The organism is Pseudoduganella sp. GW821-FHT05F09 (assembly GCF_059419605.1).
Window position 1 is genome coordinate 621517 of record NZ_JBWKSD010000004.1, and the last position, 25846, is coordinate 647362.

26 protein-coding genes, 2 tRNA genes and 1 pseudogene are annotated in these 25846 nt (G+C 63.5%); 14 read left to right on the top strand and 15 right to left on the bottom strand.

Features of this window, described 5'->3' with window-relative positions; genetic code table 11:
* Position 1 precedes the first annotated feature (1 nt).
* The 3 genes from phoR to AC07S4_RS16425 all read left to right on the top strand — a co-directional run bounded on the left by phoR (position 2) and on the right by AC07S4_RS16425 (position 2772).
* On the top strand, positions 2 to 1279 hold the full coding sequence (phoR, locus tag AC07S4_RS16415; protein WP_494987657.1) for a phosphate regulon sensor histidine kinase PhoR: 1278 nt from the start codon (positions 2 to 4) through the stop codon (positions 1277 to 1279).
* 71 nt (positions 1280 to 1350) lie between these two features.
* A complete protein-coding gene (locus AC07S4_RS16420) occupies positions 1351 to 2334 on the top strand; it encodes a patatin-like phospholipase family protein (protein ID WP_494987658.1) in 984 nt (327 codons plus the stop codon).
* Positions 2335 to 2367: 33 nt separating this feature from the next.
* Positions 2368 to 2772 (top strand): heme-binding protein, encoded by a 405-nt coding sequence (locus AC07S4_RS16425; protein ID WP_494987659.1) that lies wholly within the window; start codon positions 2368 to 2370, stop codon positions 2770 to 2772.
* Here the strand turns inward: AC07S4_RS16425 and AC07S4_RS16430 are convergent.
* Positions 2769 to 3893: a DUF4351 domain-containing protein gene (locus tag AC07S4_RS16430; protein WP_494987660.1), complete on the bottom strand. Its 1125-nt coding sequence runs from the start codon at positions 3891 to 3893 to the stop codon at positions 2769 to 2771. The two genes, AC07S4_RS16425 and AC07S4_RS16430, sit on opposite strands and share 4 nt — an antisense overlap.
* 247 nt (positions 3894 to 4140) lie before the next feature.
* Here AC07S4_RS16430 and carA point away from each other — a divergent pair, with 247 nt between their 5' ends.
* From carA to AC07S4_RS16450, 4 genes are all read left to right on the top strand, one after another.
* Positions 4141 to 5301: a glutamine-hydrolyzing carbamoyl-phosphate synthase small subunit gene (carA, locus tag AC07S4_RS16435; RefSeq protein ID WP_494987661.1), complete on the top strand. Its 1161-nt coding sequence runs from the start codon at positions 4141 to 4143 to the stop codon at positions 5299 to 5301.
* A gap of 4 nt (positions 5302 to 5305) precedes the next feature.
* Positions 5306 to 8524 (top strand): carbamoyl-phosphate synthase large subunit, encoded by a 3219-nt coding sequence (gene carB / locus AC07S4_RS16440; protein ID WP_494987662.1) that lies wholly within the window; start codon positions 5306 to 5308, stop codon positions 8522 to 8524.
* Positions 8525 to 8620: 96 nt separating this feature from the next.
* Positions 8621 to 9097: a transcription elongation factor GreA gene (gene greA / locus AC07S4_RS16445; RefSeq protein WP_132137431.1), complete on the top strand. Its 477-nt coding sequence runs from the start codon at positions 8621 to 8623 to the stop codon at positions 9095 to 9097.
* Positions 9097 to 9549 carry a DUF4149 domain-containing protein gene (locus tag AC07S4_RS16450; protein WP_494987663.1) on the top strand — a complete coding sequence of 151 codons (453 nt, stop codon included), beginning with the start codon at positions 9097 to 9099 and terminating at the stop codon, positions 9547 to 9549. The genes greA and AC07S4_RS16450 overlap by 1 nt, the downstream gene beginning before the upstream one ends.
* 34 nt (positions 9550 to 9583) lie before the next feature.
* Here the strand turns inward: AC07S4_RS16450 and AC07S4_RS16455 are convergent, their stop codons facing one another.
* Complete coding sequence (locus AC07S4_RS16455; RefSeq protein WP_494987664.1) at positions 9584 to 10051, bottom strand: YhbY family RNA-binding protein; 468 nt, start codon at positions 10049 to 10051, stop codon at positions 9584 to 9586.
* A 43-nt stretch (positions 10052 to 10094) separates the two neighbouring features.
* Here AC07S4_RS16455 and AC07S4_RS16460 point away from each other — a divergent pair, with 43 nt between their 5' ends.
* From AC07S4_RS16460 to AC07S4_RS16485, 6 genes are all read left to right on the top strand, one after another.
* Positions 10095 to 10763 carry an RlmE family RNA methyltransferase gene (locus AC07S4_RS16460; protein WP_494987665.1) on the top strand — a complete coding sequence of 223 codons (669 nt, stop codon included), beginning with the start codon at positions 10095 to 10097 and terminating at the stop codon, positions 10761 to 10763.
* Positions 10764 to 10951: 188 nt separating this feature from the next.
* On the top strand, positions 10952 to 12835 hold the full coding sequence (gene ftsH / locus AC07S4_RS16465; protein ID WP_494987666.1) for an ATP-dependent zinc metalloprotease FtsH: 1884 nt from the start codon (positions 10952 to 10954) through the stop codon (positions 12833 to 12835).
* Positions 12836 to 12964: 129 nt separating this feature from the next.
* Positions 12965 to 13798 (top strand): dihydropteroate synthase, encoded by an 834-nt coding sequence (folP, locus tag AC07S4_RS16470; RefSeq protein ID WP_494987667.1) that lies wholly within the window; start codon positions 12965 to 12967, stop codon positions 13796 to 13798.
* Between the two features lie 17 nt (positions 13799 to 13815).
* A complete protein-coding gene (gene glmM / locus AC07S4_RS16475) occupies positions 13816 to 15165 on the top strand; it encodes a phosphoglucosamine mutase (protein ID WP_494987668.1) in 1350 nt (449 codons plus the stop codon).
* A 71-nt stretch (positions 15166 to 15236) separates the two neighbouring features.
* Positions 15237 to 15313: transfer RNA gene (locus AC07S4_RS16480), tRNA-Pro, on the top strand.
* Between the two features lie 80 nt (positions 15314 to 15393).
* Positions 15394 to 15470: transfer RNA gene (locus AC07S4_RS16485), tRNA-Arg, on the top strand.
* Positions 15471 to 15551: 81 nt separating this feature from the next.
* On the opposite strand, the gene AC07S4_RS16490 is transcribed toward AC07S4_RS16485, so the two are convergent.
* From AC07S4_RS16490 to AC07S4_RS16535, 10 genes are all read right to left on the bottom strand, one after another.
* Positions 15552 to 16628: a site-specific integrase gene (locus AC07S4_RS16490; RefSeq protein WP_494987669.1), complete on the bottom strand. Its 1077-nt coding sequence runs from the start codon at positions 16626 to 16628 to the stop codon at positions 15552 to 15554.
* Entirely contained in the window at positions 16621 to 16845 is a 225-nt protein-coding gene (locus AC07S4_RS16495) for a DUF4224 domain-containing protein (protein WP_494987670.1), read from the bottom strand. The genes AC07S4_RS16490 and AC07S4_RS16495 overlap by 8 nt, the downstream gene beginning before the upstream one ends.
* Entirely contained in the window at positions 16842 to 17441 is a 600-nt protein-coding gene (locus AC07S4_RS16500; RefSeq protein ID WP_494987671.1) for a hypothetical protein, read from the bottom strand. The genes AC07S4_RS16495 and AC07S4_RS16500 overlap by 4 nt, the downstream gene beginning before the upstream one ends.
* The gene (locus tag AC07S4_RS16505; RefSeq protein ID WP_494987672.1) at positions 17438 to 18121 is read right to left on the bottom strand and encodes a hypothetical protein; all 684 of its coding nucleotides are present in this window, start codon (positions 18119 to 18121) and stop codon (positions 17438 to 17440) included. Before AC07S4_RS16505 ends, AC07S4_RS16500 begins: the two co-directional genes overlap by 4 nt.
* The gene (locus AC07S4_RS16510) at positions 18114 to 18383 is read right to left on the bottom strand and encodes a hypothetical protein (protein ID WP_494987673.1); all 270 of its coding nucleotides are present in this window, start codon (positions 18381 to 18383) and stop codon (positions 18114 to 18116) included. The genes AC07S4_RS16505 and AC07S4_RS16510 overlap by 8 nt, the downstream gene beginning before the upstream one ends.
* Positions 18380 to 18883 (bottom strand): DUF1643 domain-containing protein, encoded by a 504-nt coding sequence (locus AC07S4_RS16515; protein WP_494987674.1) that lies wholly within the window; start codon positions 18881 to 18883, stop codon positions 18380 to 18382. Before AC07S4_RS16515 ends, AC07S4_RS16510 begins: the two co-directional genes overlap by 4 nt.
* A gap of 160 nt (positions 18884 to 19043) precedes the next feature.
* Entirely contained in the window at positions 19044 to 21008 is a 1965-nt protein-coding gene (locus AC07S4_RS16520) for a hypothetical protein (protein WP_494987675.1), read from the bottom strand.
* Positions 21009 to 21123: 115 nt separating this feature from the next.
* Entirely contained in the window at positions 21124 to 21429 is a 306-nt protein-coding gene (locus AC07S4_RS16525) for a hypothetical protein (protein WP_494987676.1), read from the bottom strand.
* A complete protein-coding gene (locus AC07S4_RS16530) occupies positions 21426 to 21806 on the bottom strand; it encodes a hypothetical protein (RefSeq protein ID WP_494987677.1) in 381 nt (126 codons plus the stop codon). The genes AC07S4_RS16525 and AC07S4_RS16530 overlap by 4 nt, the downstream gene beginning before the upstream one ends.
* Positions 21803 to 22786, bottom strand: a complete 984-nt coding sequence (locus tag AC07S4_RS16535) for a phage Gp37/Gp68 family protein (protein ID WP_494987678.1) — start codon at positions 22784 to 22786, stop codon at positions 21803 to 21805. Before AC07S4_RS16535 ends, AC07S4_RS16530 begins: the two co-directional genes overlap by 4 nt.
* Before the next feature lie 38 nt (positions 22787 to 22824).
* Here AC07S4_RS16535 and AC07S4_RS16540 point away from each other — a divergent pair, with 38 nt between their 5' ends.
* Complete coding sequence (locus AC07S4_RS16540; protein ID WP_494987679.1) at positions 22825 to 23136, top strand: hypothetical protein; 312 nt, start codon at positions 22825 to 22827, stop codon at positions 23134 to 23136.
* Between the two features lie 37 nt (positions 23137 to 23173).
* Here the strand turns inward: AC07S4_RS16540 and AC07S4_RS16545 are convergent, their stop codons facing one another.
* The 3 genes and pseudogenes from AC07S4_RS16545 to AC07S4_RS16555 all read right to left on the bottom strand — a co-directional run bounded on the left by AC07S4_RS16545 (position 23174) and on the right by AC07S4_RS16555 (position 25844).
* On the bottom strand, positions 23174 to 23542 hold the full coding sequence (locus tag AC07S4_RS16545) for a DNA translocase FtsK (protein ID WP_494987756.1): 369 nt from the start codon (positions 23540 to 23542) through the stop codon (positions 23174 to 23176).
* A 180-nt stretch (positions 23543 to 23722) separates the two neighbouring features.
* Positions 23723 to 24616 (bottom strand): annotated as a pseudogene (locus AC07S4_RS16550) (recombination-associated protein RdgC); the annotation flags it as partial.
* Between the two features lies 1 nt (position 24617).
* Positions 24618 to 25844: an RNA-directed DNA polymerase gene (locus AC07S4_RS16555; protein WP_494987680.1), complete on the bottom strand. Its 1227-nt coding sequence runs from the start codon at positions 25842 to 25844 to the stop codon at positions 24618 to 24620.
* Between the last annotated feature and the right edge of the window lie 2 nt (positions 25845 to 25846).

Consider the following 25846-nt stretch of genomic DNA (forward strand, 5'->3'; position numbering starts at 1 on the left):
CATGAATCCCAAACTGGTGTTCTGGGTACCGGCTGCGCTGCGCATGGGGCTGATCCTGGCGGGCGTGGCCATCTTGTGGTGGCTGTTCGGCGCCACGCCGGCGCTGATCGTGGCCGTCATCATGATGGGCGCGATGGTGTTTGCGCAGCTGAACTACTTGTACCAGCTGAGCGACTGGCTGGACGATCCGCAAAGCGCCAAGCTGCCGGACGGCTGGGGCGCGTGGACCGGCATCTTCTCGCGCCTGTACCGGCTGCGCCGCGACGACGAAAAGAACCAGGCCGAACTGACCGAATGGCTGGCGCGCTTCCGCCAGGCCATGCACCTGCTGCCCGACGGCGTGGTCATCATGGACGACGTGCTGTTCCTGGAGTGGTGCAACCCGGCCGCCGAGGCGCATCTGGGCCTGCGCAACGACCGCGACAAGGGCATGCGCGTGACCAATCTGATACGCAGCCCGGAATTCATGGACTACATTATCCTGGGCCGCTACGACCAGCCGCTGACGCTGGCCTTCCGCGAGCGCAAGCTGATCGTGCACATCATTCCCTTCGAGAACCGGCGCCAGATCCTGGTGACGCACGACGTGACGGAAACGGAGCGCACCGAGATGATGCGGCGCGACTTTATCGCCAACGCCTCGCACGAGCTGCGCACGCCGCTGACGGTGATCGTGGGCTTCCTGGAGATCGCCGCGTCCGAGGACCTGGATGCGGCCACCCGCATGGCGCATCTGAAGCTGATGACGGAGCAGGGCCACCGCATGCAGCATCTGATCGAGGACATGCTGACGCTGTCTCGCCTGGAGTCGGTGGACCACCCGCTGCGGCCGGAGAAGATCGACACCCGCACCTTGCTGGAGCAGGTGCTGCGCGACGCGCGCGCGCTGTCGTCCGGCAAGCACGAGATTTCGCTGGAGATGGAGGACGTGGCCGTGCAGGGCAATTACGACGAGCTGCACAGCGCCTTCGGCAACCTGGCGTCGAACGCGGTGCGCTACACCCCGGCCGGCGGCAGCATACGCCTGAGCTGGAGCGACAGCGAGAAGGGCGCCAAGTTCGTGGTCGAGGATACCGGCATCGGCATCAGTCCGGAGCACATCTCGCGGCTGACCGAGCGCTTCTACCGGGTCGACAAGAGCCGCTCGCGCGAAACCCAGGGCACCGGGCTGGGGCTGGCCATCGTCAAGCACGTGCTGCTGCGGCACGGCGGCAATCTGTCGATCAAGTCCGAGGCCGGCAAGGGCAGCAGTTTTACGGTGTGCCTGCCCAAGATTTAAAACCGGAATTGCAGGGCCGGGGCCGGCTTGCGTTACAATCTGCCCGCTTTAACTGTGCAGATAGTAAATACATGTCCCTGAAACATATCCTCGCTTCCGTCCTGGCTGCCGCTGCGCTGGCCGGCTGCGCATCCACGCCGCTGGCGCCGGTGGCCCCGCCCGTGGTGGCCGCCACGCCGGCCGCCGCCGTGGCCACGCCCGCCGCCGTGCCGGCCAATCCGCTGGCGCCGCCGGCGGCCGCCGCCGCGCCTGCCGCGCCTCAGCGCAAAGTCAAGATCGGCCTGGCCCTGGGCGGCGGCGCTGCGCGCGGCTTTGCCCATATCGGCGTGATCAAGGCGCTGGAGGCGCAGGGCATCGTGCCGGACGTGGTGGTCGGTACCAGCGCGGGCAGCGTGGTCGGCGCGCTGTACGCGGCCGGCAATTCCGGCGTGGCGCTGCAGAAGATGGCCTATGAAATGGACGAGGCCGCCATTTCCGACTGGGCCATGCCGCTGTTCGGCAAGTCGTCCGGCGTGCTGAAGGGCGAGGCGCTGCAGGCCTACGTCAACAAGGCGGTGCACAACCGCCCCATGGAAAAACTCAAGATACCTTTCGGCGCGGTGGCGGCCGACCTGAAAAACGGCCAGCCCATCCTGTTCCAGCGCGGTAATACCGGCATGGCGGTGCGTGCCAGCTCGTCGGTTCCCGGCGTGTTCCAGCCGGTGGTAATCGGCAGCCACACTTATGTCGACGGCGGCCTGGTGGCGCCGGTGCCGGTGCGCTTCGCGCGCGAAATGGGCGCCGACTTCATTATCGCCGTCAATATCTCGACCCAGACCGACTCCCAGGCGGCGATCAGCTCGCTGGAGGTGATTTTGCAGACCTTCAGCATCATGGGCCAGCGCATCAACCAGTATGAACTGAAGGACGCCGACATCGTGATCCAGCCGCCGCTGGGCCGCATGGCGGGTAATGATTTTGGCAACCGCAACAAGGCCATCCAGGCCGGGGAGCGCGCCACCAACGCCATCATGGCGCAGCTGAAGCAGAAACTGAAAGCCATGCGCGAGCAGTGAGCTTGTTATTAAATATACTTATCGGGACGTTCCATGCAAACCAAACCAGTACTGACCATCGAAGACGTGAAAAAGATCGCCGCCGCTGCGGAAGCGGAGGCTGTGGCCAACAAGTGGGCGGTGTCGATCTCCATCGTGGATGACGGCGGCCATGCGCTGTGGTTCCAGCGCCTGGACGGCGCCGCGCCGATCTCCTCGCACATCGCCCCGAAAAAGGCGCGCGTGGCCGCGCTGGGCCGCCGCGAATCGCGCGTGTACGAGGAAATGATCAACAACGGCCGCGTGTCCTTCCTGAGCGCGCCGGAAATGGAAGGCATGCTGGAAGGCGGCGTGCCGGTGATCGTGGACGGCCACGTGGTGGGCGCGGTGGGCGTGTCCGGCGTCAAGTCGAACGAAGACGCGCAAGTGGCCAAGGCCGGCATCGCCGCGCTGGGCTAATCGCTGCGGGCCCCGCCCGGCCGGCGCGGGATGGCTTCGTCAATCGACGCGGCGTCCAGCGCTGCTTCGGCCCAGGCCAGCAGCTGTTCCAGATCCGCGGCGGCGATGCTTGCCGCGGTATCTGCCGGAAGCGGACCGAAGCGCTTGGCCAGCAATCTGGACAGCAGTGCCGCCTGGCCCAGCCGCTGGCCTTCCGCCAGTCCCTCCAGTTTTCCTTCCAGTTTCCCTTCCAGTTTCCCTTCCAGTTTCCCGGACAGCATCCCCTCCCGCTGTCCCTCCTTCCACCCCTGCTGCTGACCTTCGAGCCAGCCTTCTTGCTGCGCTTTTTCACGGGCCTCGTTCAGCTCACGCATCATTGCTATCCTGGCGCCGCGTGGCACATAGGTTTCCATGGCTTTCCTCCCTTCCCAATCCATTATGTCCTGCCATAGCTGGTCTTCCAGTTCCTCGGGCAGGCGCATGATCCAGTCTATGACATGAAACAGGTTGATGACGCGCTGTTTGTCCCATGCGCGCTCAAAGAGCAGCCGCGCGAGCTTCCATTTCGCGGCGTGGCGCTGTATGGGCTGGTGCCGGGTCTGCTGTGTCAGCAGATGGGCCGCTGTCAGCAGGGCGAAGGGGTTTTCCTGCGCCAGCAACGCGTCCACCCGCCCGGCATAATCCAGCAGCTTGATGCTGCGAAAATCCAGGCGGACGCCGCAGCCGGCATAGCCATAGCTGAAACTGCCGGGGCGCCAGCGCGGGCTGCGGTCGGCCAGCACCGCCAGGCAGATCACGGGGAGCCGGTAGCGGTCGTAGATGCGGTACTGGTAGACGTAGAGACGCTCGGGCAAGCTGTCATCCCGGCTGGCCTGCACTTCTATATGAATCAGCAGGCATTTGGCCTCGCCGTCCAGCATGCGGACCTGCACCAGGTGGTCCGCAAGCCGGGTGCCCAGCGCGCCGTCCTGGGCCAGCTGCTGCAGTTCCTTGTCCAGGAATGCCGGCGGGCATGACCAGTCGATGGCCGCGTGGATGTCCGGGAAGAAGAACGCCATGAAATCGGTGAAATAAAAGGCGAGGGCGCCTTTCCATGGGGCGTCGTAGGTTTCGGGCGGCAGGGGCAGGGGGATGTGGGGCACCGGCCCAGTCTAGCCGGGCGGCGCCGGGGCGTTTCGACCTGGCGCAAACTTTGCCGCGCAGAGTTCCTGCCGGCATTGTGGAACGGGCCTCTTTGGGTTATAATTCAAAGGTTTAGCCAATCTCACATCTACCGTAGCGACTACCACTCATCCATCATCAATCTGACTTGCAACCCGGGCACACAGCCAGGGATTCTGTTGGTCGTCTGACGTGGCGCAGCTACGGTAACTTTATCAGGAGTTGCCCTTGCCGCCATTTTTTTCTGGCCCCGCCGTCCCAGCCATCCTGGCTCTTGCTGACGGAACCATTTTCAAAGGTTTTTCCATCGGTGCCGTCGGCCACACGACAGGCGAAGTAGTTTTCAATACTTCCATGACCGGTTACCAGGAAATCCTGACCGACCCCAGCTACTGCCGCCAGATCGTCACCCTGACGTATCCCCACATCGGCAACACCGGCGTCAATCCTGAAGACGTCGAATCCACCAAAGTCCACGCCGCCGGCCTTATCATCCGTGACCTGCCGCTGCTGGCCTCCAATTTCCGCTCCACCCAGTCCCTGTCCGATTACCTGAAGGCCGAGAACATCGTCGCCATCGCCGGTATCGACACGCGCAAGCTGACCCGCATCCTGCGCGAAAAAGGCGCGCAGGGCGGCGCCATCCTGACCGGCACGCAAGGCAAGGAACCGTCGGTCGAGCAGGCGCTGGAACTGGCCCGCTCCTTCCCCGGCCTGTCCGGCATGGACCTGGCCAAAGTGGTGACGGTGAAAGCCGCCTACGAGTGGACCGAAGCCGAATGGACGCTGGGCGAAGGCTATGCCAAGCTCACCGATCCCAAGTTCCACGTGGTGGCCTACGACTTCGGCGTCAAGCGCAACATCCTGCGCATGCTGACCTCGCGCGGCTGCCGTGTGACCGTGGTGCCGGCCCAGACCAGCGCGGAAGAAGTGCTGGCCCTGAACCCGGACGGCGTGTTCCTGTCCAACGGCCCCGGCGACCCGGAGCCATGCGACTACGCCATCGCCGCCACCAAAGTCTTCCTCGACAAAAAGCTGCCGGTGTTCGGCATCTGCCTGGGCCACCAGATCATGGCGCTGGCCTCCGGCGCCAAGACGCTGAAGATGAAGTTCGGCCACCACGGCGCCAACCACCCGGTGCAGGACCTGGACAGCAAGCAAGTGCTGATCACGTCGCAGAACCACGGTTTCGCGGTTGATGCGGACACGCTGCCGGCCAACTGCCGCGTCACCCACAAATCGCTGTTCGACGGTTCGCTGCAGGGCTTCGCCCGCACCGACACCCCGGCCTTCTGCTTCCAGGGCCACCCTGAAGCCTCGCCTGGTCCTACCGACGTCGCCTACCTGTTTGACCGCTTCATCTCGATGATGGCAGCGGTGGAGAAATAATAAGATGCCAAAACGTACAGACATTAAAAGTATTCTGATCATCGGCGCCGGCCCCATCATCATCGGCCAGGCCTGCGAGTTCGACTATTCCGGCGCCCAGGCCTGCAAGGCCCTGCGCGAAGAAGGCTACAAAGTCATCCTGGTGAACAGCAATCCCGCCACCATCATGACCGACCCGGAAATGGCCGATGTGACCTACATCGAGCCGATCACCTGGCAAGTCGTCGAGAAAATCATCGCCAAGGAAAAGCCGGACGCCATCCTGCCGACCATGGGCGGCCAGACCGCGCTGAACTGCGCGCTGGACCTGCACCGCCACGGCGTGCTGGACAAGTACAAGGTCGAGCTGATCGGCGCCACCCCGGAAGCCATCGACAAGGCCGAAGACCGTGCCAAGTTCAAGGACGCGATGACCAAGATCGGCCTGGGCTCGGCCCGTTCCGGCGTGGCGCACTCGCTGGACGAGGCGTGGGCGGTGCAGCGCGAAGTGGGCTTCCCGACCATTATCCGTCCGTCCTTCACCATGGGCGGCAGCGGCGGCGGCATCGCCTACAACGAAGAGGAATTCGAAGCCATCTGCAAGCGCGGCCTGGAAGCCTCGCCGACCAACGAGCTGCTGATTGAAGAATCGCTGCTGGGCTGGAAAGAGTACGAGATGGAAGTGGTGCGCGACAAGGCGGACAACTGCATCATCATCTGCTCGATCGAAAACCTGGATCCGATGGGCGTGCACACCGGCGACTCCATCACCGTCGCTCCTGCGCAAACGCTGACCGACAAGGAATACCAGATCATGCGCAATGCCTCGCTGGCGGTGCTGCGCGAGATCGGCGTGGACACCGGCGGCTCCAACGTGCAGTTCTCGATCAATCCGGCCGACGGCCGCATGATCGTCATTGAAATGAACCCGCGCGTATCGCGTTCGTCGGCACTGGCCTCGAAAGCGACCGGCTTCCCGATCGCCAAAGTGGCGGCCAAGCTGGCCGTGGGCTTCACGCTGGACGAGCTGCGCAACGAGATCACCGGCGGCGCAACCCCGGCCTCGTTCGAGCCTTCGATCGACTACGTCGTGACCAAGGTGCCGCGCTTCACCTTCGAGAAGTTCCCGACCGCCGACCACCACCTGACCACGCAGATGAAATCGGTCGGCGAAGTGATGGCCATCGGCCGCAACTTCCAGGAATCGTTCCAGAAAGCCCTGCGCGGCCTGGAAGTGGGCGTGGACGGCATGAACGAGAAAACCCGCGACCGCGAGAAGATCGAAGAAGAACTGGGCGAGCCTGGTCCTGAGCGCATCTGGTACGTGGGCGACGCCTTCGCGCAAGGCTTCACGCTGGAAGAAGTGCACGCGCTGACCAAGATCGATCCGTGGTTCCTGATCCAGATCAAGGAGATCGTGGACCTGGAACTGTGGCTGGACACGCAGAAGCTGGACAACCTGGACAAGACCACGCTGTACAAGCTGAAGCAGAAGGGCTTCTCGGACCGCCGCCTGGGCTTCCTGCTGCAGACCAGCGACACCGCCGTGCGCAACAAGCGCCACGAGCTGAACATCCGTCCGGTGTACAAGCGCGTGGACACCTGCGCCGCCGAGTTCTCGACCGACACCGCCTACATGTACTCGACCTACGACGAGGAATGCGAGTCCAACCCGTCGGACAAGAAAAAGATCATGGTGCTGGGCGGTGGCCCTAACCGTATCGGCCAGGGTATCGAATTCGACTACTGCTGCGTGCACGCCGCGCTGGCCATGCGCGAAGACGGCTACGAGACCATCATGGTCAACTGCAATCCGGAGACCGTGTCGACCGACTACGACACCTCGGACCGCCTGTACTTCGAATCGCTGACGCTGGAAGACGTGCTGGAAATCGTGGCGCTGGAAAAACCGGTGGGCGTGATCGTGCAGTACGGCGGCCAGACCCCGCTGAAACTGGCGCTGGACCTGGAAGCGAACGGCGTGCCCATCATCGGCACCTCGCCGGACATGATCGACGCCGCCGAAGACCGCGAGCGTTTCCAGAAGCTGCTGCAGGACCTGGGCCTGCGCCAGCCGCCCAACCGCACCGCGCGCACCGAAGCCGAAGCGCTGACGCTGGCGCAGGAAATCGGCTACCCGCTGGTGGTGCGTCCTTCCTACGTGCTGGGCGGCCGCGCGATGGAAATCGTGCACGAGCAGCGCGACCTGGAGCGCTACATGCGCGAAGCGGTCAAGGTGTCGAACGACTCGCCGGTGCTGCTGGACCGCTTCCTGAACGACGCCATCGAGTGCGACGTGGACTGCATCTCCGACGGCGTGACCACCTTTATCGGCGGCGTGATGGAGCACATCGAACAAGCCGGCGTGCACTCGGGCGACTCGGCCTGCTCGCTGCCGCCTTACTCGCTGTCGCAGGAAACGATCGACGAACTGAAGCGCCAGACCTCGCTGATGGCCAAGGGCCTGAACGTGGTGGGCCTGATGAACGTGCAGTTCGCCATCCAGAAGCAGGATGGCCAGGACGTGGTGTTCGTGCTGGAAGTGAACCCGCGCGCCTCGCGCACCGTGCCTTACGTGTCCAAGGCGACCGGCCTGCAGCTGGCCAAGATCGCCGCGCGCTGCATGGTCGGCCAGACCCTGGAATCGCAAGGCATCACCAAGGAAGTCGTGCCGCCTTACTTCAGCGTCAAGGAAGCCGTGTTCCCGTTCGTGAAATTCCCCGGCGTGGACACCATCCTCGGCCCTGAGATGAAATCGACCGGTGAAGTGATGGGCGTGGGCATGACCTTCGGCGAAGCCTTCGTGAAATCGCAGCTGGGCGCCGGCGTGAACCTGCCGAAGTCGGGCAAGGTGTTCCTGTCGGTGAAAGCGTCGGACAAGCCGCGCGCCGTGAAAGTGGCGAAAGACCTGGTCGACATGGGCTTCACCCTGGTGGCCACCAAGGGCACCGCAGCGGTGATCTCGGCGGCAGGCGTGCCGGTGACGGCGGTCAACAAGGTGGCCGAAGGCCGTCCGCACGTGGTCGACATGATCAAGAACCACGAGATCAAGCTGGTGATCAATACGGTGGAAGAAAAGCGCAGCGCCATCACGGACTCGCGCGCCATCCGTACCTCGTCGCTGGCCGCCCGCGTGACGACCTACACCACCATCGCCGGCGCCGAAGCGGCCGTGGCCGGTATCCGCCATTTGGACGAGTTGCGTGTGTACGATTTACAAGGCCTGCATAAAACCTTACACTAAGCTCCTTTAAGCGATACGCAATCCAAATCGCTGACACAGAGCCCGCGCCGATGCATGGCGCGGGCTCTGTGCTTTTCGTAACCTAGAGAGACAAATATGACTTCAGTTCCATTGACTAAATTCGGCGCAGAACTCCTGAAGGAGGAGCTGCACCAGTTGAAGACCAAGGAGCGCCGCATCGTGATCGACGCGATCGCCGAAGCGCGTTCGCATGGCGACCTGTCCGAAAACGCCGAGTACGATGCCGCCAAGGAGCGCCAGGCGTTCGTGGAAGGCCGCATCGCGGAACTGGAAGGCAAGCTGAGCGCAGCGCAGATCATCGATCCTACCCAGCTGGACGCGGAAGGCCGCGTGGTGTTCGCCTCCACCGTGGACCTGGAAGACCTGGAATCGGGCGCCAAGGTGACCTACCAGATCGTCGGCCTGGATGAGGCCGACCTGAAACTGAGCAAAGTGTCGGTGACCTCGCCGATCGCCCGCGCGCTGATCGGCAAGTCGGCCGGCGACGTGGTGGAAGTGCAGGCGCCGTCCGGCCCGCGCGAATACGAAATCCTGGAAGTGCGTTACATCTGATGCGCGGCCTGCTGCCCAAGCTGCGCCTGCTGGTGGCCGTCCTGTGGGCCGGCAGCCTGTGGGCGGTGGGCTACCTGGTGGCGCCCACGCTGTTCGCCACCCTGAGCGACCGCGTGCTGGCCGGCACCATCGCCGGCAGCATGTTCCACGCCATGGCCATGCTGTCGCTCGGCTGCGGCCTGGCCATGCTGCTGTTGCTGTGGCGCGGCACGCCAGACTGGGACGGCCAGCGCCGCCGCACGGTGCTGGCGATTATTGTGCTGATGGTGATGTGCACGGTGGTGAGCCACTTCGGCTTGCAGCCGATGATGGCGCAACTGCGCGAGGCCGCGGGGCCGGCGGGTGTGATGGAGTCGGCCATGAAAAGCCGCTTCGGCATGCTGCACGGTGTGTCGAGCGGCATCTACCTGATCCAGAGCCTGCTGGCCGGCTGGCTGGTGCTGAAGCAGTGATAAAAAAACCGGGGCGCAAACCCCGGTTTCTTTTTTAAGCCAGCGACGACTTCTTGGTGCTTTTCTGGCGTACCTTGGCACGTTTGATGGTGCCGCCTTCGGTAACGCGTTCATTTCCCTTCAGCAAGACCTTGCTGACCGACGGCTTTTTGGTGCCGCTGGCGCTAGGCTTGACGATGGTGACCATGCGCATGCCCTTGCCGACCTTGCCGCTGCGTTCCTTTTCCACGTCCTTTTTCGGACGGTACAGGACCAGCAGTTTGCCGATATGCTGCACCGGAGCCGCTTTGAGCTCCTCGCAGATGGTGTCGTACATGCCGGCACGGGCTTCGCGGTCGTCGCCGAACACACGGACCTTGATCAGGCCGTGGGCGTCGAGGCCCAGTTCGATTTCCTTGATGACGGCAGGCGTCAAGCCCGCTTCGCCTATCATGACGACAGGTTTCAGGCCGTGGGCCTCGGCGCGCAGGGCGGCGCGTTCAACGGGGGTGAGTTTGATCATAATATTATTTTCGGTGGTTCTCTAAAGGCAGTATTCTACGCGAATGAAGAAGAAGAAATTAAACAAAAACTGGTTGCATGACCATATTAACGATCCTTACGTGAAAGCAGCGCAGAAAGATGGCTACCGCGCCCGCGCCGCTTACAAGCTCAAGGAGATCGACGAAGACGAACATCTGGTCAAACCAGGGCAGGTGATCGTCGACCTGGGCTGCACCCCCGGCAGCTGGGGCCAGTACGTCCGGCGCAAGCTGGCCGGCAAGGAGGGCGGCGGCATCAACGGCACCATGATAGGCCTGGACATGCTGCCCATGGAGCCGATCGCGGACATGCATTTTATACAAGGCGATTTCCGCGAGATCGAAATCCTGGAGCAGCTGGGCGAAGTGTTGCAAGGACGCAAATGCGACCTCGTGCTGTCCGACATGGCGCCCAATCTGTCCGGCATCGCCACGGCGGATTCGGCGCGCATGGAGGATCTGATCGACCTGGCCATCGAATTTTCGCAGCTGCACCTGAAACCGGGCGGCGCGCTGCTGGTCAAATGCTTCAAGGACATGGGTTTCAACTCGGTGTACGAGAAATTCCGCGCCGAGTTCAAGACCGTGACGCAGAAAAAGCCCAAGGCCAGCCGCGATAAGTCTTCGGAAATCTTCCTGCTGGGCCGCGGATTGAAAAATCCCGTGGAAAATAAGTCCAATCCCATAGTGTAAAGCCCTTGATATTTGCGGTCCCGGCCGCAAATCTTGCGGTGAGGAGCGGCTTTGCGTCTCTTCGCGGCAGGTGCACGCCGGATTTGTGCACCGTACGGGGCAGGTTTATGGCACGGTTGGCGGTATTGCGAGTAAAATCGGATTTCTAGCTATCGGTCAAAGATGCGCCCCGCATTCAAGGAGTTTTCGTGAATAACATGTTTTCCAAATCAGCCATTTGGGTAGTCGTTGCCCTGCTATTATTCATGCTGTTTAAGCAATTCGAGAATCATGGCACGGCCGCTGGTTCGAAGACCATTGCTTATTCCGATTTGCTGGATGACGTAAAAGGCCGGCGCGTCAAGGACGTCGTGATTGAAGGCAACGTCATCACCGCCACCAAGGACGACGGCAGCAAGGTGCGCACCACCTCCACCTACCTGGACCGCGGCCTGATCGGCGACCTGCGCGACAACAACGTCCATTTCGACGTGAAGCCGCCGGAGGAGCCATCGTTCCTGCAGCAGGTGTTCGTGTCCTGGTTCCCGATGCTGTTGCTGATCGGCGTGTGGATATTCTTCATGCGCCAGATGCAGGGCGGCGGCAAGGGCGGCGCGTTCTCCTTCGGCAAGTCCAAGGCGCGCATGCTGGATGAAACCAACAACACCGTCACCTTCGGCGACGTGGCCGGCTGCGACGAAGCCAAAGAGGAAGTGACCGAGATCGTCGACTTCCTGAAAGACCCCACCAAATTCCAGAAACTGGGCGGCCGCATTCCGCGCGGCGTGCTCATGGTCGGCCCTCCGGGCACCGGTAAAACCCTGCTGGCGCGCGCCATCGCCGGCGAAGCCAAGGTGCCGTTCTTCTCGATCTCCGGTTCGGACTTCGTGGAAATGTTTGTCGGCGTCGGTGCAAGCCGCGTGCGCGACATGTTCGAGAACGCCAAGAAGCATTCGCCTTGCATTATCTTCATCGACGAGATCGACGCTGTCGGCCGCCATCGCGGCGCCGGCATGGGCGGCGGCAACGACGAACGCGAACAGACGCTGAACCAGCTGCTGGTCGAGATGGACGGCTTTGAAGCGAGCTCCGGCGTGATCGTCGTGGCGGCAACCAACCGTGCCGACGTGCTGGACAAGGCGCTGCTGCGTCCGGGCCGTTTCGACCGCCAGGTTTCCGTTGGCCTGCCGGACATCCGCGGCCGCGAGCAGATCCTGAACGTGCACATGCGCAAAGTGCCTATCGGCACCGACGTGAAGGCCGACATCCTGGCGCGCGGCACCCCCGGCTTCTCGGGCGCCGACCTGGCCAACCTGGTCAACGAAGCAGCCCTGTTCGCCGCGCGCCGCAACAAGCGCCTGGTCGACATGCAGGACTTCGAGGACGCGAAAGACAAGATCTTCATGGGTCCGGAACGCAAGTCCATGATCATCCGCGAGGAAGAGCGCCGCAACACGGCCTACCACGAGTCCGGCCACGCCGTCGTGGCCAAGCTGCTGCCGAAGGCCGATCCGGTGCATAAAGTGACCATCATGCCGCGCGGCTGGGCCCTGGGCCTGACCTGGCAGCTGCCTGAGCACGACAACATCTCCGGCTACAAGGACAAGATGCTGGAAGAGATCTCCATCCTGTTCGGCGGCCGTATTGCCGAGGAAATCTTCGTCGGCCAGATGTCGACCGGCGCCTCGAACGACTTCTCGCGCGCCACCAAGCTGGCCCGCTCCATGGTGACCCGCTTCGGCATGTCCGACGCGCTGGGCGTCATGGTCTACGAGGACACCCAGAACGAAGGCTTCATGGGCGGCACCAACAAGACCATTTCGGAAGCCACGCAGCAAAAGGTGGATGCGGAAATCCGCAACATCCTGGACACGCAATACGCGCTGGCCCGCAAGCTGCTGGAAGAAAACCGCGACAAGGTGGAAGTGATGACCAAGACGCTGCTGGAATGGGAAACCATCGACGCAGACCAGATCAACGACATCATGGCCGGCATCGAGCCGCGTCCGCCGAAGGCCGGCGTCACGCTGCGCAAGCAGCCTAGCGGCGACGGCCCCGGCGCCACGCCGAGCAGCGCCACCGCACCGGCCTAAACGCCGCGCGCCAGACAGAAAGGGTGAGGAGCAATCCTCGCCCTTTTTGCTTTTGGCTACTGGGCTCGGATCGTCCCGCACTGCGGTACGATCCCCCTTTTTCCTTTTCAGACGCCATTATCAGTTTTTATGCGACAGACCATCCCCTTCGGCCGTTTCAACCTCCCGCTGCACCCTGCAGGCGCCCTGGTCATGGGCATCCTCAACGTTACCCCGGACTCCTTCTCCGACGGCGGCCAGCATGCCTCGCTGGAATTCGCCATCGCCCACGCCGAGCAGATGATAGAGCAGGGCGTGGACATTATCGACATCGGTGGCGAGTCGAGCCGCCCCGGCGCCCCGGCCGTCAGCCTGGAGGACGAACTGCGCCGCGTCATGCCCGTGGTGTACGCGCTGCGCGACTGCGGCAAGGCCATTTCGGTGGACACCTACAAGCCCGCCGTCATGCGCGAAGCGGTGCTGGCCGGCGTGGACATGATCAACGACATCAACGGTTTCCGCGCCGAAGGCGCCATCGCAGCCGTGCGCGACAGCGACTGTGCGTTGTGTATTATGCACATGCGCGGCGAACCGGCCACCATGCAGGAGCAGCCCGATTACACTGACGTGGTGAGCGAGGTGACGGCGTTCCTGCGAGAGCGCATCGCCGCGCTGACCGGCGCCGGTATTGATCCAAGTCGCATCTGGATTGATCCGGGATTTGGCTTTGGCAAGACTGTCGAGCATAATTATGCTTTGATCAAGGCTGGCCGCCGCATGGTGGAAGAACTGGGCGTGCCGTTGCTGGCGGGCCTGTCGCGCAAGTCCATGATAGGGGCGGTGACCGGCAAGCCGGTCGAGCAGCGCATGGCCGGCAGCATAGGCGGCGCGCTGGCGGCGGTGGCGCATGGCGCGCGGATAGTCAGGGTGCACGACGTGGCAGAGACCGTCGATGCGCTGAAAGTATGGCAAGCGGCAAACTAACGATAAAGAGATCCGACATGGCACGTAAATATTTTGGTACCGACGGTGTTCGCGGCCTGGTGGGCGTATCGCCCATCACCCCCGACTTCGTCATGCGCCTGGGCTACGCCGCAGGCAAAGTGCTGGTCAAGAACATGAGCGGCACGGCCCGCTCGACCGTGCTGATCGGCAAAGACACCCGCATCTCCGGCTATATGCTGGAAGCGGCGCTGGAAGCCGGTTTCGCGGCCGCCGGCGTGGACGTGATGCTGGCCGGCCCCATGCCGACGCCGGCCATTGCCTACCTGACGCGCGCGCTGCGCCTGCAGGCCGGCGTGGTCATTTCCGCCTCGCACAATCCGTATCAGGACAACGGCATCAAGTTCTTCTCCGACCAGGGCGCCAAGCTGCCCGACGCGGTGGAACTGGACATCGAAGCCCAGCTGGACCAGCCCATGGAATGCGTTGCCCCCGAGAAGCTGGGCCGCGCCAAGCGCCTGGACGACGCGCAGGGCCGCTACATCGAATTCTGCAAGAGCACCTTCCCCAACGCGCTGGACCTGCGCGGCCTGAAAGTGGTAGTCGACTGCGCCCACGGCGCGGCCTACAACATCGCGCCGCACGTGTTCCATGAACTGGGCGCGGAAGTGATCGCCATCGGCAACAAGCCGTCCGGCTACAACATCAACGACGGCTTTGGCGCCACGGCGCCGGCCGCCATGGCCGCCGCCGTGGTCGAGCAGGGCGCCGACCTCGGCATCGCGCTGGACGGCGACGCCGACCGCCTGATCATGTGCGACGCCAAGGGCCGCCTCTACAACGGCGACGAGCTGCTGTACGTGATGGTGATGGACCGCTGCGCCACCGGCCCGGTGGCCGGCGCCGTCGGCACGCTGATGACGAATATGGCGCTGGAAGTGGCCTTCAAGCACAAGAACATCCCCTTCGCGCGCGCCAAGGTGGGCGACCGCTACGTGCTGGAAGTGATGCAGGAGCGCGGCTGGCTGCTGGGCGGCGAGGGCTCCGGCCACCTGCTGGCCCTGGACAAGCACACCACCGGCGACGGCATCGTGTCCGCGCTGCAAGTGCTGTCCGCGCTCAAGCGCAGCGGCAAGTCGCTGGAGCAGTGCGCCGCCGAGCTGGTGCTGTTCCCGCAGACCTTGATCAATGTGCGCGTGCAGCCAGGTTTCGACTGGCAGAAGAATGCCGCCATGGTGGCCGAGAAGGAAGCGGTGGAGCGCGAATTGGGCGACAGCGGCCGCGTGCTGATACGCGCCTCCGGCACCGAGCCGCTGATACGCGTGATGGTGGAGGCGCGCGACGCCGCCGCCGCGCAAAGCTGCGCCCGCCGCATCGCCGATAAAGTGGACGCCAAGCTCGCTGCCTAAGTATTAATCAGTTGAAACTTTTCCGCCGTTTCATTGACGCCATAGGGGGCCAGGGCCTATAATACGTTCATCGGAGTGTAGCGCAGCCCGGTAGCGCACCTGGTTTGGGACCAGGGGGTCCAAGGTTCGAATCCTTGTACTCCGACCAAGAACGTATAAGACGGGCTGTCGAAAGACAGCCCGTTTTTCATTTCCGCAGAGCTTCTCTGCCGGCATCAAAACCCCTGACTGCCCATAGCTCAGTTGGATAGAGCATCAGCCTTCTAAGCTGAGGGTCGCTGGTTCGAACCCAGCTGGGCAGGCCAAAATTCCGTTTCAAATCATTAAGTTGCAGCATTCGCTCGCTGCTTAAAAATATAGCACTGTGCTATTCAAATGCGGTTGTGCTATTCAAATGTGATTTTCCCGGCCTTAACCCGCTCCGGCTTGCGCCGATATATGCGGTTGGTCGTCTTGCTGTCAGCATGGGAAAGCAGGGCGCGGGCATGCTCCAGAGTCTCCGCGTCGCTCGCGCATTTGGCGCGCAGGTCGTGTTCGGTGAAGCGCTCGGTCACTTTCGTTTCCGCCATCACGCGCTCCATATAGCGCTGCCACATCGAGTCCCAGCCTGACGCAGTTCCCTTCTCCTCGTCGATATAACCATCACCATTTCGCGTGCAAAAAAGGAATGGGGCAATGTCGACTGGCCGCACCGAGAGTGCCAGCGCAACCGCCGCGCGCAAGTCGTCGGACCATTCATAAATGGTTGCCTTCCCCGTCTTCCCTTCGGTCTTATGGCGTGTTATATGAATGCCATCTTCCTTAAAGCTGCGGCCAGGCGTAGGGTCGAGTCGGAGTAAATCGCTGCGCGCCATGCCGGTCAACAGCTTTACTCGGATATACGCCTGAATGGCCCGCACGCTGCCTTTCTTCCGTTTCGATTCCATGGACAAGCATTCCACGATTTCCCAATCCTCGATGTACCGCGTCCGCGAGTTCTCGCCTGGCAGGCGGACTTCACCCTTAAATGGGTGTCGATCGATGTAGCCCCACTCAACCGCTTTCGTGAAGGCGTGAGAAAGGACGTCGATTGCGCGATTGGCCGCGACTGGTGTTTTCTTGCGTTTATCTACATATTGGTACACCGCCTGAGGTTTTAACCAGGTTAAGGGGGCCTCACCAAACACTGCGCGTAGATTGCGGATTGCCCGCTGGTTTTCCACCTGCGTGCGCGCGCCCTTCGTTGGCACAACTTCCAAGGCGTACCGGTCCAGTAGCGCGCCGATGGTATTGGCCGCGTCCACCACGACCAGCCGCTTGGCCCAGAGGGCATAGGCTTCCGGCAGGGTCTTGCCAAGACGGAATTTCTTTTTGCCATCCCACTTATCTTCCAAGCCAGGCGGCACTTGGTAGTAATACGCGCCGTGGGTGTGCTTCCAGCGCGTTGGCAGGCCTTCGTTTTCCTTGTTGCGCTTCCTAGGCATTCGCCGCTTCCCAGTTCGGTTTGAATTCTTTCGTCCTGCCGCCGGCGGGCGCGCCCCCGAGCTCCTTCTCGATGTGCGAGCGCAACACCAGCAACGAGCCGTCCGGCCGCACCTTGTAGATGATACCCAATGCGTTGAGTGCCTTGGCCTGCGCCCGGTGTTGGACGCGGCCAGTCATTTCCACCACCTCTTCGGCATCGAGGAATGTGCTGCTCATGGTGGGCCTCCCGCAGCTGCGCCGGCGCACTCGCAGCGCTTCCCGAACGTGACGCGCGTGCCCCGGCAAATGCTGCAGGCGCCATCCTGGCTCGCAGAGTGGTCGGCCTTCTCGCGCACCTGCACGTCGGCAGTGCCGGCCGCGATCAGTTCGAACTGGACAGCGCGCAGCGCCAGCGGCGACTCCATGGCCATGTCGTGCAGTACCTGCATCTTGGCCACCAGCGTGCGGAGCTTGCACCCCTGGCGAATGGTGGCGGAGCCCACGGTGATGTCGCAGGGCAGGGGCATGTCGAGCGGGTCTGCCATAGCCACCTGTGGGGCAGCCAAAGCCGCGCGCGCGGCTTCCAGCACGGCCGCGTTTTGCAAGTGCGCTGGGAACGTCGCGGCGTCCGCCACCATGGCGTGCAGTGACGCCTCGAGCTGCGCGGCGCGGGCGGCGATGGCCAGCCACTGCCAGTTCGGCGCCGCCTCGGCCGCCTTCAGCCGCACTACAGCCTGCTGCACGCGCTGGTAGAACTGCAGGCGGCTGATTTCGTCGCTCATGGCCATGTCGTAGGGCATTTCCAATACCCCGTAAAACATCAGGTCGCTCATTTCTGGCCTCCGCTCTTCTGCTGCGCAGCGATTGCAGAACGCAGGTTCTTGCGCCACCAGTATGGCGCGTTGTGGTTTTCATCGCGCTCACTGAACTGCAGCCCATCAAGCGGGCCTTCGCCAAGCAGGAACGCATGCACTGCCGCTAGCTCACTTCCCGCTGGCACGGAGATGGGCTGGGGTGCGACTGGCAGCGGGCCGTGCTTCGGCTTGGCGGCCTGCTTGGCGCGGATCTGCTCGACCTTCGTCCAGATGCGCGCCAACTCGGTCTCGCCATTCTGGTGCATATCCAGGCCGTTCGCCAGGCACAGGGCCGCCAGCGTCACCATGACGCCGCCGACTTCCTGCGCGGGCGCGCCCACTGGTCGCCCGAACACATAGTCCACCAGCTGGTGCGCCTCACTCGTCGTGCAACCGCAAGCCTGCACGAGTTCAAGCGCTTCTTCCAGGAAGCGATGGTTGCGTTCCTCTCGGTCGCCAGCGATCATCTCGCCAAAGCAGGCCAGCAGCCACGGTTGCACGCGGGCCTGAAACGGCGCGCCCTGCTGAGTCTGGAGGGCTGCGCGAAGGTCGACTATCTCTTCCTTCATGAAGTGCGCGTCACGACGGCATAACTGCTTGCCGTCGCCGGTCGTGTAGTAGTCGGCCATGCGCTCCTGCCACGTCTTCACGTCAGCCATGCTGCTCTCCTTTAGGTGTTGGGGCTGCGGCGGCCCGGATTCGTGCCAGCTCGTTGTGCAGCGAAACCCATCGCCCCTTGATGTGGGGGTGCTTGGCTATGAAATCGTCGCGCTGCGTCCTATCAAACGACCACGCCAGCTTAGTTTCCGCCGTAAAAGTTGCGAGTAGCCCATCGTCGCTAACCCCATTCAGGTAGCATTTCTTGCGGCCATTTATCCCGCCACGAGTGGCGCGCAGGTAGTACATTGCAACTACGCTCATGGCTGGGTGCCTCCTACTGGGCCTTGCCCTGACCAATCAACCAGCGGCTGGTCCGCGCGAATGTACAGCGGATGGCGCGGCGCGCCGGCCTTCGTCACGCCCAGGCTCATCGGACGGTTCATGCGCCCGAACATTTTGCGCACCTGCTCCACTCGATCCGGCGCCGCGTTCGCGCCCCATGCGCAGACGATGGTCTCGTGCTCGCGGATCAGGGCGGCCAGGTGCATGTCATTGTCCGGCCCGACTGGATCCGGATGCGTCCACAGCTCGGCCGGATTCGTCGCCCGCAGGGCGTACAGGTTCGCCACCACGATGCCGGCGCAGTCCCATGCCTTTGCGAAGCCACGGCAGCGGCGGATGGTCGGGTCGTCCAGCGCGGCGTCTGCGGTGCTCGGGTTCAACATGATGAACAGCGCGGGGCCGCAGGTCGTGTGCAGGTCGTGCGCCTCGCGGGTGAGCTTGTACCGATATTGGCCGCATGGGCTGATGATGGCGCTCACTGCGTACCTCCTACTTGAACTGGCCCTGCTTTGATCTGATAGGTGCACTCGCAAATGCGGCAGTAAGTTCGCACAGTCTTGCCTGCGGTGGTGGCGCGGCGCTGAATGCGGAAGGTGTGACCCTTGGGACATTTCACTTTGTCGCTGTAGCCGGTAGCCATCATGCACCTCCTACTGGAGCGGCGGCCAGCACAACAGGCTTGCCGCAGCCTTGGCAGAAACGCACGAAGTTTTCCTTCGGGCCGCCCTCGATGAAGCTCCACTTTTCGCCGCACGCGGAATCCCAAGAATACTGCGGTTCGTCATGCGTCCACTCGCAGCCTTGCAGCGGCTCGGGTGCGGCTGCTGGTACAGGCGCGGCGTGGGCAGTAGGTCGCAGCCGCGCAAGCATGCATTCGACATCGGCGCGCCGAATCAATGTTCCGTGTAGGCTAGAGAAGGTGGCGATGCTGTCCAATTCAATAGGCGGTAGGCATGCTGCGGTATCGTCTGGCTGCTGTTCTGGCTGCGAGGCCTGCAGCTCGGCACGGGCAGGCGCGATCTCAGCTTTCACCGCATTCAGTTCAGCGTGGAATTTCTCGACGTCGCCAGCGGCGCAAAGACGCCATCCTTGCTGCATGCCGTTCCAGTAGCTCTGATTCGACGCGATCCCTGCGCGGAGTTCTGATGTACCCTGGGCTGGCTGCGCGGCCTGCCCTTGACTGTTGCCGGCAGCGGCCAGCAGGGCGGCAAAGCGCAGCGCAGCGCTGGATCCTATCCCCGCCTTGTAGGCGAGCATCTTAATTTCGCTGTCGCTCAGCGCATCCACTGGCGCGGCCTTGGCTTCTGGCTGCGCGGCTGGTGCTGGTGGGGCGATTTCCTCTGCCTTGCGCTTGTCGTAGCCGCGAATATATCGCCCATGGCCCCACAGGTTGATGTGGGCGATCAGAGCGGCGCGAGCATCCATGTAGGCTTCCTCGCCTGCTTCGTGCGCTTCCTGTGCATTCGCCAGCTTCTCGCTGAATTCCGGAGTGTCGATGGTCTGCTGCGCAGCTACTGGCTGTGCCTGAAATGCTGGCGCGGCGCGACCGCGATTTACGCCGCGCATGAATATCGACTGCTCCCAAACTGACATCGAGGCGAAGTCGGAATCGGCGTGCTGATCTGGTGCTGGCGCGAGGGATGCGTGGGCCTTGCTCCACCATTTCCATGCCCAAGAATGTCCGAATACGTGGGTCAGGTCATCACTATCCTTGGCCCCAATATCGTTGCGGAACTCACGCTCAAACGCCGCGCGCTCATCCGGTGCTGCGCATTGGGCGGGCTGGGTGGCGCGGCGCTCGGCGGCATGCAGCGTCACTGCCTGGAACTGCACCAGCATGGCCCACAGCGCCATCACTGTGCCGAATATGATCTGGTCCTTGTCGTCTTCGCGCGCCCCGACGTGCTCGTACCACTGCTTCGTGGTCCAGTTCACGCGTTCGGCCAGCTTCTGCTCTTGCGCGGACGGTTCCGCATCCGCCAGCGCTTCTTCGCCATTCTTGGCGGTCAAACCTTCTTGATGTTCATTCGTGACGGGTTTTGGCGAACAAGCCTGTGCCTGCCCTGCATCGGCTGAGGCCTTCAGGCGCTCGGGCGCGTGCTGCTCCAGCCATTGGGTGCCCAGCAGCGCCATGAGCGCGGCCTGGTCGGCGTTGGTGGGCAGGGCGACGGCATCGGCTGGTGCTGGCTGAGCGGCGATATTGTTGGCGAACGCGATCAGCGCGGCATCAGTAAAGCACCAGTCGGCGTCATCACCATCCAGCTCGCCACTGGCACTAGCCAGCATGCGGATAACGGCCTCATCCAGCACTACGGCAGGCTGGGCTGCGGCGCGCAGCGGCACGCCCGGCTCCACGCACAGAACGGCCTGCGGGTCGCTGGCGATATCGCGCTTGTCGCACGCCGCGCCGGTGTGCGGGTTTTGGGTGACGGGTGCGGCCGGCGCTGCCAGCGCGTGGCGCGCCTCGTCCCACTGCTTGCAGGCGGCGTCCAGCAGCGAGGCCTCGTGCTGCGTAAGGGGTTCGCCCGCGCGCTGCGCCAGGTTATAGGCGATGTTGGCCAACTGGCTGCCGGCGTTGACCAGGTTCATGCTGTTCGAATCCATTATGCTGCACTCCATTTTGTGTATGCGCTGACCAGCGCGCCGAGCCACATGCCGGCGACAATGAGCAGCAGGAGGATCAGGCCCCAGTTAGGGTCGCGTTTCTGTTGGTTGTTCATCACGAGCGTCCTTTCTTGCGTTTCAGGTAGGGGCGGGCGCTTTGCCAGCGCGGCGCGGGTTGTGGGTCTTCCAGCGGCACTACCGCAGGGCCGGCCAGGACATTCATGGCGTTGACGACGACGCGGAATGCTTCCACGCTTCGCATCGCCTTCAGCCCCAGCCTGGTGAGTTCTGCGCCGATCGCTTCGGCCTCGGCCCGCTGCGCAGACTCGATAATTTCTCGGGCCACAGGTATTCCGACGGCCATGCTCAGCAGGGCGAAATGGCGCCCAGTCTTGCGGCCTCCGATCAGGATGCCGGTCATGGGGCCTCCGGAGTGTCAGGTGGCGAGAAGTCATACGGCGCCGGCGCCAGCTTCTGGCCGGTAGCCTTCTCGTAGCGGTCGGCAATGCGCCGCACCGCAAACCAGCCGTGGCAGATGCGCGTCGGGCGGCCGGCCGCGTCGCGGTGGCAGTGGCACATGAACGGCACGTCCTCGGCCACGGCCTTCATAACGTCCAACTGGGTCTGCACGCAGCCGTTTGGCACGGTGCCAGCCCGGAAGGCGCACGATGGGCAGCGCTCGTCCGCCTCGTCAGCGCGGGCCAGGGCCGCGCACTCGGCATCCGCCAAGGCAGCAGCCGTGCGGCCCATGGCCTTGCCGGCGGCGCTGACGCGGTGGTGGTCGTGGGCTTCTTTCATGCGACCTCCGGATAGCCGTCGTGCAGCACGCCGTCCAGCACGCGGCCGGCGGCCTTCTTGCCAATGCGGCAGAGAATTTCCCAGCCTGGCGCGCCGGTGTTTGCATAGGCCTCTGCCGGGCGGAACTCACGCGCGCCGTCAACATGAAGCGCGGCGAACTCGACGGTGTTGGTATGCGATGCCGGATCGTGCTCGCATGCAGGATGGAACTCGCCCCACTGCTTGAACAGGAAGGCCACCCCGGCGGCCGCGCATTGATCCCGAAGGCTGCGCGCCCAGTGCGGGTGCATCGGGCGGGCGCCGGCACCGGACTCGCCGCCGACCACGATCCAGTCCAGGCGCGGCTGGCGGCTGCCCTGCGGCACGATGTTGCCGTTCACGTCTTGCCAGAGGAACTGCTGCAGGTCGACCGCGCCGAGCAGCGGCTCCATGCTGAGCCATCGACGCGCGGCCGGCATGGCCATCAGCTTCGGAATGTCGCGGTCGGCCTCGGCCTGACTCACCACCGTCGCGCCGATCCACACGCTCGGCCACGGCGCGTCGCGCCAGCGCGTCAGCCCATGCGACATGACGTCCAGCGCCTGGTCCAGCATGGCGTGGGCATTGCCGATGCGTTTTGTCAGTAGCAGCCAGTCGAGGTGCGGCGTCTTGGCGATCAGTTCCAGCAGGTCGACGCGCCATTGCGGATCCACTGCGTTGTCGAACACGTCGGCCAGCGACGAGCAGAAAACGCGCTGGCGCCGGCCGTGCGAGGCCATGAATTCGGCTGCAGCTGCGTTCCAGGCCAGCGGCTTCATCCAATTCGCGGCGCTGGTGCGGCGGCGCGGCGCACCCGGGCCCCAGTTGATGGCCCTGCCGCCGGCGAAGCGAGCATTGCGCGTCTCGGCGTAGCAGTGGTCGCACCCGGGGCTAACCTTCTGGCAGCCTTCCCACGGATTAAACGTGTGGTCCGCCCATTCGATTTTTGTGTTTTCGCTCATGGTAGTATTGCACTCCCGTTATCTAATTGGCGACTACTATGGAATTCGAATTCTCGGCGGCCGGTATTGAAGCAGGGTTCGTCACGTTTTGGACCAATGGCTTTTCCGCAGAAGTCAGTGTTTCATGCGGACGAGGTCGCAGGACGCAGACCGATCGGTTTGAGATTTCGCGTTCAATACCGCCTCGCCAGTACGATGAAAGTTCGAAAACGACGCTGTGCCGTATCGCCATAGCGATGTTTGTGGCACGCGGTGCGCGAACGGGCAATGTTATGTATTCGCCCGCCCCGCTTGACGAGCGTACTGAGCCGTGGTCTGGCGAGCTGCGTCCATACCATTTCCCTGGGTGAACTTGGCAGGTTGTCACGCGGAAGTGACGATGTTGGCTCACGATGCGAGCCCCAAGGTGCTCAGCACTTCCCGATTGCCGTTCGACTGCATCGGCCCGACTACCGTTCCTTCCATCGCCTCCAGCAGCCGCGCCGCGCGGTTGTAGCCGATGCGCAGGTGACGCTGCACCAGCGATATCGACGCGCGCTGGTTGGTGCGCACCACGGCCACGGCCTGCTCGTACAGCGGGTCGCTGGCGCTACCGTCGCCGGCGGGCACGTCGGATGCGGCCGGTATGAGCGCGCCGCTTGGCTCCAGCATCTCGACAGCGGCCACCAGCAGCATATCGCCGGCGGATGAGCCTGCCGGCAGCAGCTTGGCGAGGTCGATGGCGCACTTGATCGGCGTGTCGCCGGTAGCCAGCATCTGCTCGCGCAGCCGCTTAATCACAGGTAGGACAGTTTGCTCGTAGAGCTCGTTAAGGACGTCACGGTGCCGCGCGCGCAGCTGGTACAGTTCGGCCGACAGGCCCACCGCGCGCTCGAGTTTCTGCTGGCCAGCGCCTGCCGCGCGCGCCGCCGGCCGCACCACTGGCGCCTCGCCATCGGCCTCGCCGCCCAGCGCTTCCACCACGTCGGCCAGCATCTTGGCCAGCTCGCCCGTCATCAGCGCGAAGTCGCCGTCGAAGCGCTCGTCGTCGTTGCGGGTGATGGACTCGGATTCCTTGAGCACGTCCAGCGGCTTGATGCTCTTGATGGCCAGGCTCTCGTCCAGCACGAAGGAGATTTTCGACTCCCAGGTCATGGCCAGGCGCGTGCACTGCTTGCCGGCGGCGATGTGGCGGCGCACCTCGTCCGCTTCCAGCGTGTGGCGCTTGTACGCCACCTGGGCCTTGCTCTCGCCGGTAGCGCGCATGATCGCGTCTTGGTCGACCGTGAAGCCGGCCGGCGCCTCGTCGGTTTGCAGCCACTCGGTCATCACGCCCACTGGCGAGCGCTGCACGCGCAGCGATTCCAGCGGCATGCGGTCGACGGCCTTGAGCAGCAGCTTGATCGCCTCATCGGCCTTGGCCGGGCTGGCCGCGTCCACCACCAGCCAGCCGTGCACCGGGTCGATCCAGATGTGCATGGTGTTTTTGATGCGGAAGGCCTGCGGCAGCAGTTCGTCAGCGACGCGCTCCTTCAATTCCTTCATGGCCTTCTTACCGGGCGCGAAACCTTGCTCATCCTCCAGCACGGCAGCGCGCTCCTGCGTGACTTGGTTGACAACGGTCGCGGGCATCAGCGCCTTCTCGCACTGTAGCTGCAGCAGCCACTGGCCGTTGACGACGTGCACCAGCGGCGCGGCCGGGCCGGTGCCGCGCGGCGGCGTCCAGCCCTGGCGCAGCAGCTCGTTGCTGCTGGCGGACGTGAAGCGGTTGGCAGCCAGGGCGGACATCATCTGCTCGGCGGTGAACTGCCACGCGGCGGGCAGCCGGTAAATTTGTGAGTTTTTGAACATGCTATTGCTCCAGGAGAATGGCGGAGGATGGTGTGACCGCCTTCCGGTAGGTTTTGGTGATGGCCTGATTGATGCAGTGGCCACGCTTCATCAGCGCGCGGGCGAGCGAGATCCGGTCGCCGTGGCTGTGGGTGGCCTGGCGCAACAGGCCGAAGTAGCTGTTGGCGGAGGCGTACAGGTCTTCCGGCGATGCGGCCTCGATGCGTTTCACTGCCTCGTGCGCGGTGCGCCGCCGGGTGATAGTGCGGTGCGGCTTGATCACCTGGCCGACGAAGTCCAGACCACGTGCCACGGGCTGCAGGATGGTCTTGGTTGGATTCAGGTGCGCGTGCAGTTCACGTGGCAGGAACGCGGCGATCTGGGCGAGCGCGTCATTTAGCCAGTGCGGCGATTCGTGAAGCAGCACGAAGTCGTCGACGTAGCGAATGTAGTGGTGCGCGCGCAGCGTGTGCTTGGCGAACTGGTCCAGCGCATTCAGGTAGATGTTCGCGAAGAATTGCGAGCTCAAATTGCCGATTGGAAGGCCGAGGTGAGCCGGCTGGTTGGTCAGCCGCTTGTGCGGCGGAACGCGCTCCAGCAGCTCGGCCGCGCCGCGCAGTTCGAAGTCTTGGCGTGGGTCATGCCACAGAATCGTCTCGGCCAAGCGTAGCCACCAGGACTCGGTTACGCGTGCGGCGATCTGCGCGTGCAGCACGGTCTTGTCGATGGCGACGAAAAAATTAGCGAGATCGCATTTCAGGTACCACGCCGGCCGGGTCCAGTTCTGGGTGATGCTGCGCGCCTTCGATTCGAGCCGCCGAGCCGCGTACAGCGTGCCCCGGTCGGGGATGCAGGCGCAGCTGTCCGCAATGAAAGAGCGGTGGAACCGCGGCGCCACCCGGTTGTACAGCAGGTGGTGGACGACCCGGTCGCGGAAGTCGGCGGCCCACACCTCGCGCGCCTTCGGGCGGGTGACGACGAAGCAAATACTGCGGCCTGGCCGGTAACTCCCGTCGACCAGGTCGTCGCGCAGGTCGGCAAGGTTCTGCTCGAGGTTCATTTCGAAGGCGAGGGCGCTTGCGCTGTTGCGCTTCGTGCGGCGGCAGTCGAAGTAGGCCTCGACGAGTTCGGTGAAAGAAAAATCAGCATGGTGGCGCGCGGATTGATCTGCGGACGGCGCGAGCGCGGCCGGCGAACGACTTGTGGTTGTTGTTCTGGTTGCCGTTGTTGAAGTTCTGGTTCCAGGCATAG

Bases quoted from the DNA above. Each gene is read 5' to 3' on its own strand.
- AC07S4_RS16555 (WP_494987680.1), bottom strand. From the start codon at position 25,844: ATGCCTGGAACCAGAACTTCAACAACGGCAACCAGAACAACAACCACA.
- AC07S4_RS16500 (WP_494987671.1), bottom strand. From the start codon at position 17,441: ATGAGCGACCTGATGTTTTACGGGGTATTGGAAATGCCCTACGACATG.
- carB (WP_494987662.1), top strand. From the start codon at position 5,306: ATGCCAAAACGTACAGACATTAAAAGTATTCTGATCATCGGCGCCGGC.
- AC07S4_RS16510 (WP_494987673.1), bottom strand. From the start codon at position 18,383: ATGAGCGTAGTTGCAATGTACTACCTGCGCGCCACTCGTGGCGGGATA.
- folP (WP_494987667.1), top strand. From the start codon at position 12,965: ATGCGACAGACCATCCCCTTCGGCCGTTTCAACCTCCCGCTGCACCCT.
- AC07S4_RS16540 (WP_494987679.1), top strand. From the start codon at position 22,825: ATGGAATTCGAATTCTCGGCGGCCGGTATTGAAGCAGGGTTCGTCACG.
- glmM (WP_494987668.1), top strand. From the start codon at position 13,816: ATGGCACGTAAATATTTTGGTACCGACGGTGTTCGCGGCCTGGTGGGC.
- AC07S4_RS16495 (WP_494987670.1), bottom strand. From the start codon at position 16,845: ATGAGCAGCACATTCCTCGATGCCGAAGAGGTGGTGGAAATGACTGGC.
- AC07S4_RS16490 (WP_494987669.1), bottom strand. From the start codon at position 16,628: ATGCCTAGGAAGCGCAACAAGGAAAACGAAGGCCTGCCAACGCGCTGG.
- AC07S4_RS16420 (WP_494987658.1), top strand. From the start codon at position 1,351: ATGTCCCTGAAACATATCCTCGCTTCCGTCCTGGCTGCCGCTGCGCTG.
- AC07S4_RS16545 (WP_494987756.1), bottom strand. From the start codon at position 23,542: ATGCTGGCTACCGGCGACACGCCGATCAAGTGCGCCATCGACCTCGCC.
- AC07S4_RS16450 (WP_494987663.1), top strand. From the start codon at position 9,097: ATGCGCGGCCTGCTGCCCAAGCTGCGCCTGCTGGTGGCCGTCCTGTGG.
- AC07S4_RS16525 (WP_494987676.1), bottom strand. From the start codon at position 21,429: ATGACCGGCATCCTGATCGGAGGCCGCAAGACTGGGCGCCATTTCGCC.
- AC07S4_RS16460 (WP_494987665.1), top strand. From the start codon at position 10,095: ATGAAGAAGAAGAAATTAAACAAAAACTGGTTGCATGACCATATTAAC.
- AC07S4_RS16530 (WP_494987677.1), bottom strand. From the start codon at position 21,806: ATGAAAGAAGCCCACGACCACCACCGCGTCAGCGCCGCCGGCAAGGCC.
- AC07S4_RS16425 (WP_494987659.1), top strand. From the start codon at position 2,368: ATGCAAACCAAACCAGTACTGACCATCGAAGACGTGAAAAAGATCGCC.
- AC07S4_RS16520 (WP_494987675.1), bottom strand. From the start codon at position 21,008: ATGGATTCGAACAGCATGAACCTGGTCAACGCCGGCAGCCAGTTGGCC.
- AC07S4_RS16455 (WP_494987664.1), bottom strand. From the start codon at position 10,051: ATGATCAAACTCACCCCCGTTGAACGCGCCGCCCTGCGCGCCGAGGCC.
- greA (WP_132137431.1), top strand. From the start codon at position 8,621: ATGACTTCAGTTCCATTGACTAAATTCGGCGCAGAACTCCTGAAGGAG.
- AC07S4_RS16505 (WP_494987672.1), bottom strand. From the start codon at position 18,121: ATGGCTGACGTGAAGACGTGGCAGGAGCGCATGGCCGACTACTACACG.
- AC07S4_RS16535 (WP_494987678.1), bottom strand. From the start codon at position 22,786: ATGAGCGAAAACACAAAAATCGAATGGGCGGACCACACGTTTAATCCG.
- phoR (WP_494987657.1), top strand. From the start codon at position 2: ATGAATCCCAAACTGGTGTTCTGGGTACCGGCTGCGCTGCGCATGGGG.